Below are 15,120 nucleotides of genomic sequence, written 5' to 3' on the forward strand. Positions count from 1 at the left end.
GCGTCAGGCATGACCGCACCGCTGCACGAGGCCCGTCGCGCCGGGCCGGGACGCGCCCTGCCCGACACCCAGCAGGGCATGCGCCGCCGCAACCTCGCCCGTGTCCTGCACACCGTCCGCGACGAGGGTCCGCTGTCCCGGGCCGCCGTCGCCTCGCGGATCGGTCTGACCCGGGCGGCGGTCTCGACGCTCGTCGACGAGCTCATCCGCTCGGGGCTCCTCGAAGAGCTGGGGCCCGAGCGGCCCGGCCGGGTGGGACGGCCCGGTTCCGCGCTCGCCGTCAGCGGTCGCGGCCCGGCCGGGATCGGCGCGGAGGTCGGCGTCGACCACCTCGCGGTCTGCGCCGTCGACCTGCGCGGCACGACCCGGTCGCGGGCGATACGGCAGGGAGCCAACCGCGGCCGCTCCCCAGGGCCCGTACTCGCGGAGCTCACCGGGCTGATCCGGCAGGTCGTCACCGAGGCGGAGGACGAGGGTCTGTGGCCGGCCGGACTCGCGGTGGCCGTGCCGGGCCTGGTGGCGCGCGACGCCCGGACCGTCGTACGGGCCCCGAACCTCGGCTGGCACGACACGGACCTCGGCACACTGCTGCCGGCGGACCTCCCGCTGACGGTGGACAACGAGGCCAACTTCGGCGCCCTCGCCGAACTCTGGCTGGGTGACGGCACACCCCGCGACTTCCTGCACGTCTCGGCGGAGATCGGTATCGGTGCCGCGGTCGTGGTGGACGGTGGACTGCTGCGCGGAACCCGCGGTTTCGCGGGCGAGTTGGGGCACATGCCGGTCCGGCCGGACGGGCCGGAGTGCGCCTGCGGCGGGCGGGGCTGTCTGGAGCAGTACGCGGGTGAGGAGGCGGTGCTGCGTGCGGCCGGTCTGGAACCCGACGAGGACCGGGTCGGGCTGCTCGCGGGGCGCGCCGCGGAGGGCGACGAGTCCGTGCGGCGTGCCCTGCGCGACGCGGGTACGGCGCTGGGTGTGGCGCTGACGGGGGCGGTCAACCTGCTCGACCCGGAGAGTGTGGTCCTGGGCGGGGAACTGTCCGGCCTCGCTCCCTGGCTGCTGCCCTCGCTGCGGGAGGAGCTGGCGCGGCGCACGGCAGGTCCGGCCTGCCCCGTGTCCGTGTCCGGGCTGGGCCCTCAGGGACCTCTACTGGGGGCCGCGCACTCGGTGGTCCGGGCGGTGCTGGACGATCCCGCGGCCGTCGCCGGGCAGGCCTGAGCCGGGCCGTCGACCCCGCTCGCCGGCATGTCCGGACTCTTCCAATCACCCGACCGGGTGAGGGAGTTGTCCACATCCGAGGGCCCGTCCACCGATTCGGACCGTATCCTCCCGACCGACCGGCAGGCGCCGTAACTTGATCACGGCGGGCCGCGACCGCACCGGCCGCGGCTCCGCGCAGTTGAGCAAGAGCCCCTCCCGTCGAGCCCGGAAGGCACACACCCATGCAACGGACCACCCCCCTCCCCAGCAGGCGAGGCATCCTCGCGGGCGCCGCCCTCACCGCTCTCCCGGCGGCCCTGCTCCACAGCACTCGGGCGGACGCCAGGCCCCAGGCCGTCGACCACCCCGGAGCGGCATGGCAGCCGGCGAGCCGCGGCAACTACACGCCGTCGAACCGGCCTCGTGCTCATCCACTGCACTACGTGGTCCTCCACGTGGCGCAGACGACCTACTCCGGCACCCTGAACGTCTTCCGGAACCCGGAGAAGAAGGTGTCCACGCACTACGTGGTGCGCTCCCGCGACGGACGCGTGGCGCAGTGCGTGCGCGAGTCCGACATCGCCTGGCACGCGGGGAACTGGGACTACAACACCCGCAGCATCGGCATCGAGCACGAAGGCTGGGTGGACCGGCCCGGGTACTTCACCGACGTCATGTACGAGCGGTCGGCCCGGCTCACCGCCGCGATCTGCGAGAGGTACGGCATCCCGAGGAACCGCGCGCACATCATCGGCCATCACGAGGTACCGGGCAGTGACCACACCGACCCGGGCCGGCACTGGGACTGGAAGCGCTATCTCAGACTCGTCAAGTCCGCCTGAACACCTGGTCGGTACCCCCGTCATCCACCTCACGTCCCGGTTACAAATCGCTCAACCCCTGGTTGCGGGCCGGTAAGCAGGCGACGATGGGGTCATGACTCTGGCCCAGCGCGCCATGGAGCGCCTGCAGGCCTGGCCCGACCTGATGGCGGGCCCGGCGAGTTGCGGTACAGGACGGGCGCTCCGTTCCGTCCGTGACGAGATCGTCCACTTCCACTCCGCACGGGACGTGGACCTCCACCTCACCCGCCGGGCCATCCAGCGCTTCCACTACGACCTCGCCGGTTCGAGTGCCATCCATCTGCTGCCCGGATCCTGCTGGGTGACGGTCCACCTCGACTGCGAGGCGGACGTCGACCTGCTGCTGAGCCTGGTGAGCATCGCCCTCAAGGCCCATCAGACGCCGCCCGACGACGACGGCGAGCCGCGGCTCGTCGGGTGCAACTTCCATCGGGTCACGGTGCTGCCCCGTGACGCCGTGGCGGGCGGCTGAGCCTTGGCGGAGGAACCGGAGGCGGTCAACGCCGAGGCCTGGGACGCGTACGGGGCGCACCATGTGCGACGGGGCACGGCGCTGCCCGAGGCGGCCCGGATCGACTGGGGATTCGAGGGCGGCGGGCCGGACAGCGAGGTGCTCGGGGAGCTGACCGGCCGGCGGGTGCTGGAGCTCGGCTGCGGTCCGGCCCGGCACGCGGCCCATCTGGTCCGGTACCACGGTGCACTGGTGGACGCGGTCGACGCCTCGGCCGGGCAGTACGAGCGGGCCCGCGCCCGCTACGGCTCGCTGCCCGGGCTACGGCTGGTCCTGGGCGACGCGGTGGATCATCTGCGCTCGGCCGAGCCGTACGACGTCGTCTATTCAGTCAACGGCGTTCCGTACATCGATCCGCACCGGCTGCTGCCCGCTCTCGCCGGGGCGCTGCGGCCGGGCGGCAGGCTCTGCTTCACGGTCCTGCACACGAACAGTCGTGGTGACGGGCCGTCGGACCGGGTGGTGGCCCGGCCCGAGATCCTGCGGCTGGCGGGCGGCGGCGGTGAGGTCACCGTCCACATGTGGGTTCTCACCCCGGAGCTGTGGACGGCGTTGCTCACCGAATCCGGGCTGCGGGTGGAGGGGATCGACGTCCTCGACGCCCCGGAGGATGGCAACCAGGCCTCCTACCGGCTCTTCCGGGTGACCCGGCCGGTCCGGGTCTCCTCCCGGCCGCGCGTCGACAAGCCGCCGCCCGCGCACGCCGCGCTCGGGGTGGGTGCCATCCTGTACGGGCCTCGCGGACTGCTGTTGGGCCGGCATCGGCGCGGGACCTGGGAGCTGCCCGGCGGGACGGTGGAACCCGGGGAGTCGTTGCGGGAGACGGTCGTGCGCGAGCTCGGCGAGGAGACCGGGCTCGCGGCCCGGCCCGAGGACGTCCGGCTGCTCGGGACGCTGCTGGACGACGCGGGCGGTGTCGTCCGCATGACCGTGGCCGCCCGGGTCACCGCCTGGCGGGGCGAGCCGTCGGACCAGCCCGGGGAGAGCGTGGGCCGCTGGCGCTGGTTCGCCCTGGACCGGCTGCCGGAGCAGCTGTTCGTGTGCAGCGCACAGGCCCTCACCGCTTGGCGGCCCGACCTGCCGATCGACCACACGCCCGCGCACCACACGCCGTACACCACCGGAACGGGCGACAGCTGAAGCACCCAGAGGGGTGTGTTTTTTCAGCCGTTCCCGCGTAGTCCGCGCTCAGCCACCCTGCCGGACCCCGCGGTCTGGTGCACTGCCCCTGAGGATCCCGACAGTTGACGAGGCATCAGGGGGCACGGTGGCAGGTCGTCGCAGGCGACGGGGAGCAGGCAGAGCGGCACTGGCGTGTGTCACGGCGTTCGCCGCACTGACCGGTGCGGCCCTGGCGGGGGCGGCTCCGGCCGCCGCCGTCCAGAAGGGCGGACGAGTCGCGCCGGGCGTGACGTACGAGGAGTTCGACATCAAGGCGGCCAAGGGGGTGACGCACGCACATCTGCTGAGGGTCGACCTCAACAATCCGCAGGTACGGGTCGATCTGCTGTACCCGGGGGCCGTGGCCTCACGCGCGCGGGTCTCGGCGATGGCGAACACCCAGGGCGCGGTCGCCGGCGTCAACGGTGACTTCTTCAACATCAGCGAGACGCAGCACCCGGGCGTCGAGGCGACCGGAGCGAGCGTGGGTCCGGCGATCGCGGCCGGGCGGACGCTCAAGGCGGCGGTACCCAAGGGCCAGCGTTTCGGGCCGGCGCTGCCGCCCGGCACGACCACGGAGGACGTCTTCGGCGTCGGCACCGACGGGCGGGCGCGCCTGGACCGGCTCGCACTCTCCGGTTCGGTCCGTACGGCCGAGGCGCAGCTGCCTCTGGGCGGGCTCAACCAGTACGCGCTGCCGGTGGGTTCCGTCGGCGCGTTCACCTCCGAGTGGGGCAGCGTCTCCCGGGTGCGTGCCACATGCGGCACGGACACGGACCGGGCCGCTCCGTGCAGCTCGGACACCTACGAGGTGACGGTTCGCGACGGCAAGGTCGTCTCCGCCGCCGACGCCCCGGGCAGCGGCCCCATCGCCGCGGGGACGACCGTGCTGGTCGGCCGGGAGGCGGGCGCCCAGCAGCTGCGCAAGTTCTCCACCGGTGCATCGGTCGAGGTCGAGCACAGCCTCGTGGCGGCCACGGACGGCGTCGCGTACCGGCTCGCCCTCGGCGGCTACCCGGTGCTGTCGGGAGGGCAGCCACTGCCGGGGCTCGACAACACGACGTCGGCCGTCCGTACGGCCGTGGGGATCGCCGACGGCGGACGGCGCGTGCTGCTGCTCGCACTGGACGGCGCCGCCGCCTACCGCAGCGGTCTGACGATCTCCGAGGTCGCCGGCGCCATGCGGAAGCTGGGCTCGGAGGACGCCTTCAGCCTGGACGGCGGCGGCTCGTCGACCCTGGTCGCACGGAAGGCCGGCGCGAGCACCGTCTCCGTGCGCAACCACCCCAGCGACGGCGCCGAACGTCTCGTGCCGAACGGTATCGGCGTCTTCTCGGGGTGACTCAGGGACGCAGACCGCTGACGATGTCCGCCGTCGCCGTGACACCGCTGTGGATGGTGGGGGCGATGCTGGTGCTGGCCAGGTAGAAGCCGAGCAGCAGACAGACCAGCGCATGGGAGATCTTCAGCCCGCCGCTGCGCAGGAAGATCACCGCAAGGATCACGAGCAGCAGCACCACAGAGATGGAAATGGCCATCGTCAACTCCTCCGCCACGCCGCCACGTCCGGTTCACGGCGTTCGGGCGCAAGTGTGGCGTAGCGGAGGGTTCGTCCGGGCGGCTGACCTGTCCGCCGAACGTGTGGTCTTCTCCCGTGCGCCTAAGCCGTCCGGCGGGCGTCGAGGAACGCCTCCAGTCCGGCGAGGTCGTCGGTGTTGAGGTGATCGACGCCCGCGGCGAGCAATTCGCCCCAGAGCGCGTCGCGGGCGGGTCCGGCCAGGTCCGGGGTCGCCCAGAACCGCACCTTCTGCCCGCGGTGGTGGGCAGCCTTCATGATGCCCCGCAGCTTCTGCCGTTCGGCGTCCGGGAAGGCGCCGACTCCCTGCCAGGTGAAGTTGAGCGCCCAGTTGTCGCTGATCAACGGGATGAAGGAGGCCGGCGCCTGGCCGCCGAGGTCGGCGAGGCGGCCGTCGTAGAAGGCGTGCCGGACGGCCTGGGCCTCCATGGGGGCGCGGGCCGCGCGGTCGCCGGAGATCACGGCGGTGACCGGCCCGCGGTGCACGCGACCGCGGGCGTAGGTGGTGAACAGGTGGCGGTAGCGCCGGAGGTGGCGGTCGAGTTCGAGGTAGGTCGCGGCGCCCTCGGTCTTGATGTCGATGAGCAGTTGCAGCGAGCCGCGGTACCCCCGGTACACCGAGCCATGGTGGGCGCGCACGCGGGCGGCGAGCGGATCGAGGTAGAGGGACTCGAGGGTGCGGGTCGGGTCGAGGTCCTCCGGGTCGTGGGCGACGAGGAGTTGGCCGTCGACGAGGTAGATGTCGGCCTCGACGCTGCCGAAGCGGTGGTCGAGGGCGTCGAGCAGCGGGCGCGGGTGCTCGTAGTCGTTGTGGGCGTGGGCGCGCCACAACGGGCGGCGCCCGGGCGTGCGTTCGCCCGCCGACGCGGGGGCGGCGGGGAGGGCGATCGAGCCCGCGAGGGCTGCGCCGAGGGTGGTGAGGGCCGTGCGACGGGTGGTGAGGGCCATGCTCTGCCTCCCTTGAGGTGCCGTACGGGAACCCTGTGAGTATGGGTCCCGGCAGGCTCAAGGAGCAGGCCCGCGCACGGAGTTGGCCGGACTGCCGTCACACGTTCACTTCTCCGGAGAAGGGGGCGCGAAAGCACCGCCCCTGGTGGCCGAGGCGCGCGAAGGAACCCGCCCGTAGTGGCGGAGGGGCGCGAAAGAACCCGCTCCTGGTGGCCGAGAGGTGACAGAACCCACCCCTCGTGGCCCAGGCGCGCGAAAGAACCCACCCGTCGTGGCCGAGGCGCACGGAAAGGCCCGCCCCTGGTGGGACGGGCCTTTCCGAACGCTTCCCGGGTGGCTCCCCGCGTTGAGGAGCCGGACCTCAGGGGGCCTGGAGGTCGACCAGCGCGGCCAGTGCCTCGCGGTGGGCGCCCGGTGTGCCGTAGGCGATCGAGTCGGCCTTGGCGCGCTTGAGGTACAGATGCGCGGGGTGCTCCCACGTCATGCCGATGCCACCGTGCAGTTGAACGGCCTCCTCGGCGGCGTGCACGGCCACGGGCGCCGCGTAGGCCTGGGCGACGGTGACGGCCACGTCCACGTCCTCGCCGTTCGACAGCGCGTCGGCGGCGTTGCGGGCGGCCGCGCGGGTGTTGACGACCTCCAGCCACAGCTGGGCCAGCCGGTGCTTGATCGACTGGAAGCCGCCGACGGGCCGGTTGAACTGCTTGCGTTCCTTCAGGTAGCGGACCGTCTCCGTCAGGGTCCACTCGGCCAGCCCGAACTGCTCGGAGGCGAGCAGCCCGGCGCCGGCGCGCAGGGCCCGGCGTACGGCGGGTTCGGCGTCGCCCAGCAGCCGGCCCGGCACGCCGTCGAGGGTGACGGTCGCGAGCGGGCGCGTCAGGTCCAGGGAGGTCTGGGGCGTGACGGTCGCGGCGGTGGCGTCGACCGCGTACAGACCGCCGTCGTCGGCCGGCACGAGCAGCACGTCCGCGACGGCGGCGTCCGCGATGCCGGTGAGTTCGCCGTGCAGCAGCCCGTCCGCGTGCCGGACGACCCGGTAGGCGGCGCCCGGCGCGACGTTCAGGGCGACCGCGAGGGCGCCGATCGTCGTGCCGGCCGCGAGGTCGCGCAGCAGGTCGTCGGCGCCGCAGGCCAGCAAGGCCTCGGTGGCGACGACCGCGCTCGTCAGATACGGCACGGGCGCGACCGCACGGCCCAGCTCCTCCAGCACCACGGCGGCTTCGCGGTGCGTGGCGCCCTGGCCGTCGAGTTCCTCGGGCACCAGCAGGCCGGCGAGGCCCATGCCCTCGGTGAGGGCCTTCCACAGGGCCAGGTGGTGGGGGCTGTCCGACTCGGTCCGGGCGATGACGCCGGGTGCGTCGCAGTGGTCGTTGAGCAGGTCGCGGACCGCGGCGCGCAGCGCGTCTTCCTCTTCCGAGTACAACAGGTCGCTCATCGGGCGAGGTCCTTCCAGGCGACGTCCTTGTCGGTGCGCGGCTCGGCGGGCAGGCCCAGGACGCGCTCGGCGACGATGTTCAGCAGGACCTCGCTGGTCCCGCCCTCGATGCTGTTGCCCTTGGAGCGCAGGTAGCGGTAGCCGGCGTCGCGGCCGGTGAAGTCGACCAGCTCGGGTCGCCGCATGGTCCAGTCGTCGTACAGCAGGCCCTCCTCGCCGAGGAGTTCCACCTCCAAGCCGCTGATCTCCTGGTTGAGGCGGGCGAAGGCCAGTTTCATGCCGGCGCCCTCGGGGCCGGGCTGGCCCGCGACGAGCTGCTGGCGCAGCCGCTCCGCGGTGAGGCGGGAGACCTCGGACTCCACCCAGAGCTTCAGCAGCCTCTGGTGCAGGTCGTGGGTGCGCAGCTCGGGCCGCTCGCGCCAGGTTTTCGAGATCGGGCCGATCATGCCGCCTTCGCGGGGCAGTCGCATGCCGCCGATGGCCACGCGCTCGTTGTTCAGGGTGGTCTGCGCGACCTTCCAGCCCTCGCCGACGGCGCCGAGGCGCCGCGCGTCCGGGATGCGGACGTCGGTGAGGAACACCTCGTTGAACTCGGCCTCGCCGGTGATCTGCCGCAGCGGCCGCACCTCGACACCCGGGTCGGTCATGTCGCAGACGAAGTACGTGATGCCCCGGTGCTTGGCCACGTCCGGGTCGGTGCGGGCGATGAGGATCGCCCAGCGGGCGACGTGGGCGCTGGACGTCCACACCTTCTGCCCGTTGACGACCCAGTCTCCCCCACTCTCGCCTTCGCTCGAGCGGGAGGGGCCCCCATCCTCGCGCACGGCCCGGGTGCCCAGCGCGGCGAGATCGGACCCGGCGCCCGGCTCGCTGAAGAGCTGGCACCAGACCTCCTCGCCGGTCCACAGGGGCCTGAGGAAGCGCCGCTTCTGCTCCTCGGTGCCGAACTGAAGGATCGTCGGTGCGGCCATGCCGAGGCCGATGCCGATGCGCCGCGGGTCGTTGTCGGGCGCCCCGGCGGCCTCCAGCTCGGCGTCCACCACGGCTTGGAGGGAGCGGGGAGCGCCGAGCCCGCCGAGGCCCTCCGGGTAGTGCACCCAGGCCAGTCCGGCGTCGAAGCGGGCCCGCAGGAAGTCCAGGCGGTCGGTGGAGCCCGGCGGATGGGCGGCCAGCAACTCCTCGGTGCGGTTGCGCAGTTCCTCGGCGCCGGTCATGCCACCTCCTCCAGGACGACCGCGATGCGGCCGGTGGTCAGGCCGTCCGCCACCTTCTGCACGGCGGCGGCCGCCCCGCCGAGCGGCACGCGCTCGCTCACCAGGGGCTTGATCGCGCCCCGGGCGGCCAGCTCGGTGAGCTGCTCGTGGCAGTGCTGGACCAGCTTGGGGTTCTTGGTGTTGTACAGGCCCCAGTGCAGGCCGAGGATCGAGTAGTTCTTCACCAGGGCGTGGTTCAGGCCCGGGTTGGGGATCGTGCCGCTCGCGAAGCCGACGACGACGATGCGCCCCTCGAAGGCGACGGCCTTGGCGGACTGGGTGTAGGCCTGGCCGCCGACCGGGTCGTAGATCACGTCGGCGCCCCGGCCGCCGGTGGCCTCCTTGACGGCGGCGACGACGTCCTCGGAACGCCGGTCGATCACGACGTCGCAGCCCAGCTCCCGGGCGACGGCCGCCTTCCCGGAGCCGCCGACGACACCGATGACGGTGGCGCCGGCGGCCTTCCCGAGCTGCACGGCCGCGCTGCCGACCCCTCCAGCGGCAGCGTGGACGAGCAGGGTCTCGCCGGCCTCCAGACCGGCCCGGCGGTGCAGACCGAACCAGCCGGTCTGGTAGCCGATGTGCAGGGCCGCGGCCTCGGCGTCGTCGAGGGCGTCCGGCGCGGGCAGGAGCGCTGCGGCGTCCGCGACGGCGTACTCGGCGAAGCCGCCGTGGGGCAGCGCCGGGTTGGCGATCACCCGGCGCCCGTCCTCGGTCTCGCCGCAGATCTCCACACCGGGGGTGAACGGCAGCGGCGGCCTGACCTGGTACTGGCCGCGGCACAGCAGGGCGTCCGGGAAGTTGATGTTGGCGGCCCGTACCTTCAGCAGGACCTGGCCGTCACCGGGCGTGGGCCGCTGAACGTCCTCGAGCCGCATCACCTCGCCCGGCTCACCGTTCTCGTGCACTTGCCATGCCTGCATGCGGGGCCTCCACGGGGGACTGCTTCGTCTGACCGGGGTCGCTTCGCATACTAAGCGGTCGCTTGCCCATCAGGGAACAGTCTCCGGGCAAAGTCACGCGCCGAGGGTCCCCCTACGTCACGCGCCCTTCGGCCGGGCCCGCACATGCATCCGCTCACCCTGCGGCCCGAACAGGCTGAGGAACTCCACGGGCCCCTCCCCCGTCGACCCGAACCAGTGCGGCACCCGGGTGTCGAACTCGGCCGCCTCCCCCGCCGTGAGCACCACGTCGTGCTCGCCCAGCACCAGGCGCAACTTCCCGGACAGGACGTACAGCCACTCGTAGCCCTCGTGTGTGCGCGGATCCGGCTCCTGCCTGCGCTTGGGTTCGAGGACCTTGTAGGCCTGCGGGCCGCCGGGCTGGCGGGTGAGGGGCCAGTGGGTACGGCCGCCCATGACGATCGGCTTCGACCGCACGCGCGGATCGCCGGCGGGCGGGGTGCCGACCAGTTCGTCCAGCGCCACCTGGTGGGCGCGCGCGATGGGCAGCAGCAGTTCCAGACTGGGTTTACGCAGGCCGGACTCCAGCCGCGAGAGGGTGCTGACGGAGATGCCGGTGGTCTCGGAGAGCGCCGCCAGGGTCACCTCCCGGTCCTTGCGCATCTGCCGCAGCCGGGGGCCCACGCCCGCGAGTACCTCGTCCGTCGTCATGGTCGTATTGCAGGTTCGGCAAAGGCGTTTGTCAATCCCGCAGGCCCGGGGTGACGCTCGGCAGCGGAGGTGGTCACATGACCGAGAAGTACGCAGTGGTCGTCATCGGCGGGGGTGCGGCGGGCCTGTCCGCGGCGCTGGTGCTGGGGCGGGCCCGGCACCGCACGCTGGTGGTCGACGCGGGCGAGCCGCGCAACGCGCCCGCCGCGCACATGCAGGGCTACCTGACGCGGGACGGCATGTCGCCTGCCGAGTTCCTGGCGCTCGGCCGGGCGGAGATCGCGCGCTACGGCGTGGAGCTCGTGCGGGACCGGGTGGTGGAGGTGACGCGGGGCAAGGACCTCACCGGGGTAGAGGACAGGGCCTTCACCGAAGCTCAGGGCGAGGGCTTCACCGTGGTGCTGGCCGGCGGCCGGACCGTACAAGCCCGGCGGCTGGTCGTCGCGACCGGGCTGAAGGACGAGCTGCCCGCCGTCGCCGGGGTCGCCGAGCGGTTCGGCCGGGACGTGCTGCACTGCCCGTTCTGTCACGGCTGGGAGGTGCGCGACCAGCCGTTCGGGGTGCTGGCGTCGAGCCCGGCGAGTGTGCACCAGGCGCTGATGGTGTCCCAGTGGTCGAAGGACGTGCGGTTCTTCCTGCACACGGTGGCCGAGGAGGAGCTGTCCGGCGAGGATCTGCGCCGGCTCGGCGCGGCCGGGGTGGAGATGGTGCCCGGCGAGGTAGCGGGGCTGGTGATCGAGAACGACCGGCTCACCGGCATTCGCCTCGCGGACGGTACGGAGCACGCGCGCTCGGTGCTGTTTCTCGCCCCCCGGGCCGTTCCGCGGACCGGCCTGCTGGAAGGGCTCGGCGCCGAGCTGCACGACACGCCGTTCGGCGCGTATCCGGTGGTCGACGCGACCGGCCTGACGAGCGTGCCGGGCGTGTGGGCCGCGGGCAACGCGATCGGCTTCGCCGAGCAGGTCGTGCACGCGGCCGGCGGCGGGTACCGGGCGGCGTCGGCGATCGTCGGGGATCTGCTGATGACCGACCTCGACGCGGCCGCCCAGGTGTAGAGGCATCGCCTCCGGTGCACCATGGCTGCATGCTGCTGCACCGGCTGGCCCGAGTGTCCCAGGAGGTCGCCGCCACCTCGGCGCGGTCCCGCAAGACGGCCCTGCTCGCGGAGCTCTTCCGGGACGCGGAGGCGCAGGACGTGCCGATCGTCATCCCGTATCTGGCGGGACGGCTGCCGCAAGGGCGGATCGGCGTCGGCTGGAAGGTGCTGAGCCGCCCGGTCGATCCGGCGGCCGAGCCAGGCCTGACCGTGCGGGACGTGGACGCCCGGCTGGCCGAGCTCGCCACGGTGTCAGGCCCCGGCTCCCAGGCGGAACGGGCCCGGCTGGTCGGGGAGTTGATGGGCGCCGCCACCAAGGACGAGCAGCGGTTCCTGCTCGGGCTGCTCACCGGTGAGGTGCGGCAGGGCGCCCTGGACGCCGTGGCGGTGGAAGGGCTGGCCCAGGCGACCGGGGCGCCGCCCGCGGACGTACGGCGGGCCGTGATGCTCGCGGGCTCCCTCCAGACGGTCGCGCAGGCCCTGCTCTCGGACGGCCCCGCCGCCCTCGACCGGTTCCGCCTCACCGTCGGCCGTCCGGTCTGGCCGATGCTCGCGCACAGCGCCTCCTCGGTGGCCGAGGCGGTGGACAAGCTCGGCGCCTGCGCGGTCGAGGAGAAGCTGGACGGCATCCGCGTCCAGCTGCACCGGGACGGCGACACCGTGCGGCTCTACACCCGCACCCTCGACGACATCACCGACCGGCTGCCCGAAGTGACGGCCGCCGCACTCCGGTTGCGGGGCGAGCGGTTCATCCTGGACGGCGAGGTGATCTCCTTCGACGAGGCCGGGCGCCCCCGCTCGTTCCAGGAGACCGCCGGCCGCGTCGGCTCCCGCACGGACGTGGCGAGTGCCGCCCGCGCGGTGCCGGTCTCCCCCGTCTTCTTCGACGCGCTGTCCGTCGACGGCCACGACCTGCTCGACCTGCCCTTCGCCGAGCGGCACGCCGAACTGGCCCGGCTGGTGCCCGAGCCGATGCGGGTGCGGCGCACCCTGGTGTCCGGGCCGGACGACACGCCCGCCGCGGAGGAGTTCCTCGCCGAGACGCTGAAGCGCGGCCACGAGGGCGTCGTCGCCAAGGCGCTCGACGCCTCCTACAGCGCGGGCCGGCGCGGGGCCTCCTGGCTGAAGGTCAAGCCCGTCCACACCCTCGACCTGGTCGTCCTGGCCGCCGAATGGGGCCACGGCCGCCGCACCGGCAAGCTCTCCAACCTCCACCTCGGCGCCCGCACCGCCGACGGCGGCCTCGCCATGCTCGGCAAGACGTTCAAGGGCATGACCGACGCGATGCTCACCTGGCAGACCGAACGCCTCCAGCAGCTCGCCGTCGAGTCCGACGACCACGTGGTGCGAGTCCGCCCCGAACTCGTCGTCGAGATCGCCTACGACGGACTACAGCGCTCCACCCGCTACCCCGCGGGCGTCACCCTCCGCTTCGCCCGCGTCGTCCGCTACCGGGAGGACAAGCGCCCCGAGGACGCCGACACGGTCGAGACGCTGCTCGCCGCGCACCCGGAGGTGACGCCGTGAAGCGCAGCGCCGGCCTGCTGCTCTTCCACCCCGGCGACGACGGCCTCGACGTGCTGCTCGGCCACATGGGCGGCCCGTTCTTCTCCCGGCGCGACGCCGGGGCGTGGACCGTGATCAAGGGCGAGTACGAGCCGGACGAGCCCGCCTGGGAGGCCGCCCGCCGCGAGTTCCAGGAGGAACTGGGGCTGCCCCCGCCCGACGGTGAGGCCATCGACCTCGGCGAGGTCCGGCAGACAGGCGGCAAGATCGTCACGGCCTGGGCGATCCGGGCGGACCTCGACCCGGCGACCATCACGCCCGGCACCTTCCGGATGGAGTGGCCGCCGAAGTCCGGACGGCTCCAGGAGTTCCCCGAACTGGACCGGGTGGCCTGGTTCGGCCTCGACCGGGCCCGCTCGGTGATCGTCAAGGCGCAGACGGCGTTTCTCGACCGCCTGGCGGAGCACTCGCCCTGAGGAGACGCTCCCGCGTTGCGGTCCCCTCCGCCGCGCGGGAAGGTCGAGACACAGCCCGCTCCGAGGGAGGTCAGCCATGCCCATCGCAACGGTGAACCCGGCGAACGGCGAGACGCTCAAGACGTACGAGGCCATGGACGAGCAGGAGATCGAGCGCCGGCTCCAGCTCGCGGAGGCCACGTTCCGCACGTACCGGACGACGACCTTCGACGAGCGCGCCCGGCTGCTGCACCGGGCCGCCGACCTCCTCGAAGAGGACCAGCAGGACATCGCCCGCGTGATGACCACCGAGATGGGCAAGCCGATCCAGCAGGCCCGGGCCGAGGCGGCGAAGTGCGCCAAGGCGATGCGCTGGTACGCCGACCACGCCGAGGAACTCCTCGCCGACGAGGAACCCGCCGACTCCGACGTGAAGGACTCCGGCGCCTCGCGCGTACGGGTCCGCTACCGGCCGCTCGGTCCGGTGCTCGCGGTGATGCCGTGGAACTTCCCGCTGTGGCAGGTGATCCGCTTCGCCGCGCCCGCGCTGATGGCGGGCAACGTGGGCCTGCTCAAGCACGCCTCGAACGTCCCGCAGACCGCCCTCTACCTGGAGGACCTCTTCCACCGGGCGGGTTTCACCGAGGGCACCTTCCAGACCCTGCTGATCGGCTCCGGGGCGGTCGAGGAGATCCTGCGCGACGAGCGGGTCAAGGCCGCCACGCTCACCGGCAGCGAGCCGGCGGGCCGCGCGGTCGCCTCCACCGCCGGAGAGATGATCAAGAAGACGGTACTGGAGCTGGGCGGCAGCGACCCGTTCGTGGTCATGCCCTCCGCCGACATCGACCGGGCCGCCGAGGTCGCGGTGACGGCGCGGGTGCAGAACAACGGGCAGTCCTGCATCGCCGCGAAGCGGTTCATCGTGCACACGGACGTCTACGACGCCTTCGCCGAGCGGTTCGCGGCGGGCATGAAGGCGCTGAAGCTCGGCGACCCCATGGCCGACGACACCGAGGTCGGCCCGCTCGCCAGCGAGCAGGGGCTGCGCGATGTGGAGGAACTGGTCGACGACGCGGTACGCAGTGGAGCGCAGGTGCTGTGCGGTGGCGAACGGCCGGACGGGCCCGGCTGGTACTACACGCCGTCGGTCCTCGCCGGCATCACCCGCGAGATGCGGATCCACCGGGAGGAGGCGTTCGGACCGGTCGCGACGCTGTACCGGGCGGCCGACCTGGACGAGGCCGTACTGATCGCGAACGACTCTCCGTTCGGGCTGAGTTCGAACGTCTGGACGCGGGACGAGGAGGAGGTCGACCGGTTCGTACGGGACCTGGAGGCCGGCGGGGTGTTCTTCAACGGCATGACCGCGTCCCATCCGGCGTTCCCGTTCGGCGGTGTGAAGCGGTCCGGGTACGGGCGTGAGCTGTCCGGGCACGGAATCCGCGAGTTCTGCAACATCACCACTGTTTGGCATGGTGCGTGAGTGTTGCGGGGCTACGATCC

Annotated in this window: 15 protein-coding genes; 9 read left to right on the forward strand and 6 right to left on the reverse strand. The window is 72.8% G+C overall.

Translation table 11 applies throughout. From position 1 onward, the window contains the following. Positions 1-9 precede the first annotated feature (9 nt). The 5 genes from QOL88_RS05155 (at position 10) to QOL88_RS05175 (ending at position 5,077) form a co-directional block, all read left to right on the forward strand. Positions 10-1,218 carry an ROK family transcriptional regulator gene (locus tag QOL88_RS05155; RefSeq protein ID WP_097215291.1) on the forward strand — a complete coding sequence of 403 codons (1,209 nt, stop codon included), beginning with the start codon at positions 10-12 and terminating at the stop codon, positions 1,216-1,218. 224 nt (positions 1,219-1,442) lie between these two features. Then, positions 1,443-2,042 carry an N-acetylmuramoyl-L-alanine amidase gene (locus QOL88_RS05160; RefSeq protein WP_097215292.1) on the forward strand — a complete coding sequence of 200 codons (600 nt, stop codon included), beginning with the start codon at positions 1,443-1,445 and terminating at the stop codon, positions 2,040-2,042. 94 nt (positions 2,043-2,136) lie between these two features. After that, the gene (locus QOL88_RS05165) at positions 2,137-2,535 is read left to right on the forward strand and encodes a luciferase domain-containing protein (protein WP_097215293.1); all 399 of its coding nucleotides are present in this window, start codon (positions 2,137-2,139) and stop codon (positions 2,533-2,535) included. 3 nt (positions 2,536-2,538) lie between these two features. Continuing rightward, positions 2,539-3,714 carry a bifunctional class I SAM-dependent methyltransferase/NUDIX hydrolase gene (locus QOL88_RS05170; protein WP_097215294.1) on the forward strand — a complete coding sequence of 392 codons (1,176 nt, stop codon included), beginning with the start codon at positions 2,539-2,541 and terminating at the stop codon, positions 3,712-3,714. 127 nt (positions 3,715-3,841) lie between these two features. Next, complete coding sequence (locus tag QOL88_RS05175; protein ID WP_097215295.1) at positions 3,842-5,077, forward strand: phosphodiester glycosidase family protein; 1,236 nt, start codon at positions 3,842-3,844, stop codon at positions 5,075-5,077. Position 5,078: 1 nt separating this feature from the next. Here QOL88_RS05175 and QOL88_RS05180 read toward each other — a convergent pair whose 3' ends face one another. From QOL88_RS05180 to QOL88_RS05205, 6 genes are all read right to left on the reverse strand, one after another. Further along, positions 5,079-5,273, reverse strand: a complete 195-nt coding sequence (locus QOL88_RS05180; RefSeq protein ID WP_097215296.1) for a hypothetical protein — start codon at positions 5,271-5,273, stop codon at positions 5,079-5,081. A 122-nt stretch (positions 5,274-5,395) separates the two neighbouring features. After that, positions 5,396-6,259, reverse strand: a complete 864-nt coding sequence (locus QOL88_RS05185) for a phosphatidylinositol-specific phospholipase C/glycerophosphodiester phosphodiesterase family protein (RefSeq protein ID WP_097215297.1) — start codon at positions 6,257-6,259, stop codon at positions 5,396-5,398. Positions 6,260-6,620: 361 nt separating this feature from the next. Next, complete coding sequence (locus QOL88_RS05190) at positions 6,621-7,694, reverse strand: acyl-CoA dehydrogenase family protein (protein WP_097215298.1); 1,074 nt, start codon at positions 7,692-7,694, stop codon at positions 6,621-6,623. Further along, the gene (locus QOL88_RS05195) at positions 7,691-8,908 is read right to left on the reverse strand and encodes an acyl-CoA dehydrogenase family protein (protein ID WP_097215299.1); all 1,218 of its coding nucleotides are present in this window, start codon (positions 8,906-8,908) and stop codon (positions 7,691-7,693) included. Before QOL88_RS05195 ends, QOL88_RS05190 begins: the two co-directional genes overlap by 4 nt. Beyond that, entirely contained in the window at positions 8,905-9,870 is a 966-nt protein-coding gene (locus QOL88_RS05200) for an NADPH:quinone oxidoreductase family protein (RefSeq protein WP_097215300.1), read from the reverse strand. The genes QOL88_RS05195 and QOL88_RS05200 overlap by 4 nt, the downstream gene beginning before the upstream one ends. A 117-nt stretch (positions 9,871-9,987) precedes the next feature. After that, positions 9,988-10,560: a helix-turn-helix domain-containing protein gene (locus tag QOL88_RS05205; RefSeq protein WP_097215301.1), complete on the reverse strand. Its 573-nt coding sequence runs from the start codon at positions 10,558-10,560 to the stop codon at positions 9,988-9,990. 77 nt (positions 10,561-10,637) lie between these two features. Between QOL88_RS05205 and QOL88_RS05210 the strand changes: the two genes are divergently transcribed. From QOL88_RS05210 to QOL88_RS05225, 4 genes are all read left to right on the forward strand, one after another. Beyond that, the gene (locus QOL88_RS05210; protein ID WP_097215302.1) at positions 10,638-11,615 is read left to right on the forward strand and encodes an NAD(P)/FAD-dependent oxidoreductase; all 978 of its coding nucleotides are present in this window, start codon (positions 10,638-10,640) and stop codon (positions 11,613-11,615) included. Positions 11,616-11,644: 29 nt separating this feature from the next. Next, the gene (locus tag QOL88_RS05215; protein WP_097215303.1) at positions 11,645-13,183 is read left to right on the forward strand and encodes an ATP-dependent DNA ligase; all 1,539 of its coding nucleotides are present in this window, start codon (positions 11,645-11,647) and stop codon (positions 13,181-13,183) included. Next, a complete protein-coding gene (locus QOL88_RS05220) occupies positions 13,180-13,638 on the forward strand; it encodes an NUDIX hydrolase (RefSeq protein ID WP_097215304.1) in 459 nt (152 codons plus the stop codon). The genes QOL88_RS05215 and QOL88_RS05220 overlap by 4 nt, the downstream gene beginning before the upstream one ends. 76 nt (positions 13,639-13,714) lie before the next feature. After that, positions 13,715-15,100, forward strand: a complete 1,386-nt coding sequence (locus tag QOL88_RS05225) for an NADP-dependent succinic semialdehyde dehydrogenase (RefSeq protein ID WP_097215305.1) — start codon at positions 13,715-13,717, stop codon at positions 15,098-15,100. The last annotated feature ends 20 nt before the right edge of the window (positions 15,101-15,120 follow it).

This window comes from Streptomyces sp. Ag82_O1-12 (assembly GCF_900182715.1).
GTDB lineage: Bacteria > Actinomycetota > Actinomycetes > Streptomycetales > Streptomycetaceae > Streptomyces > Streptomyces massasporeus.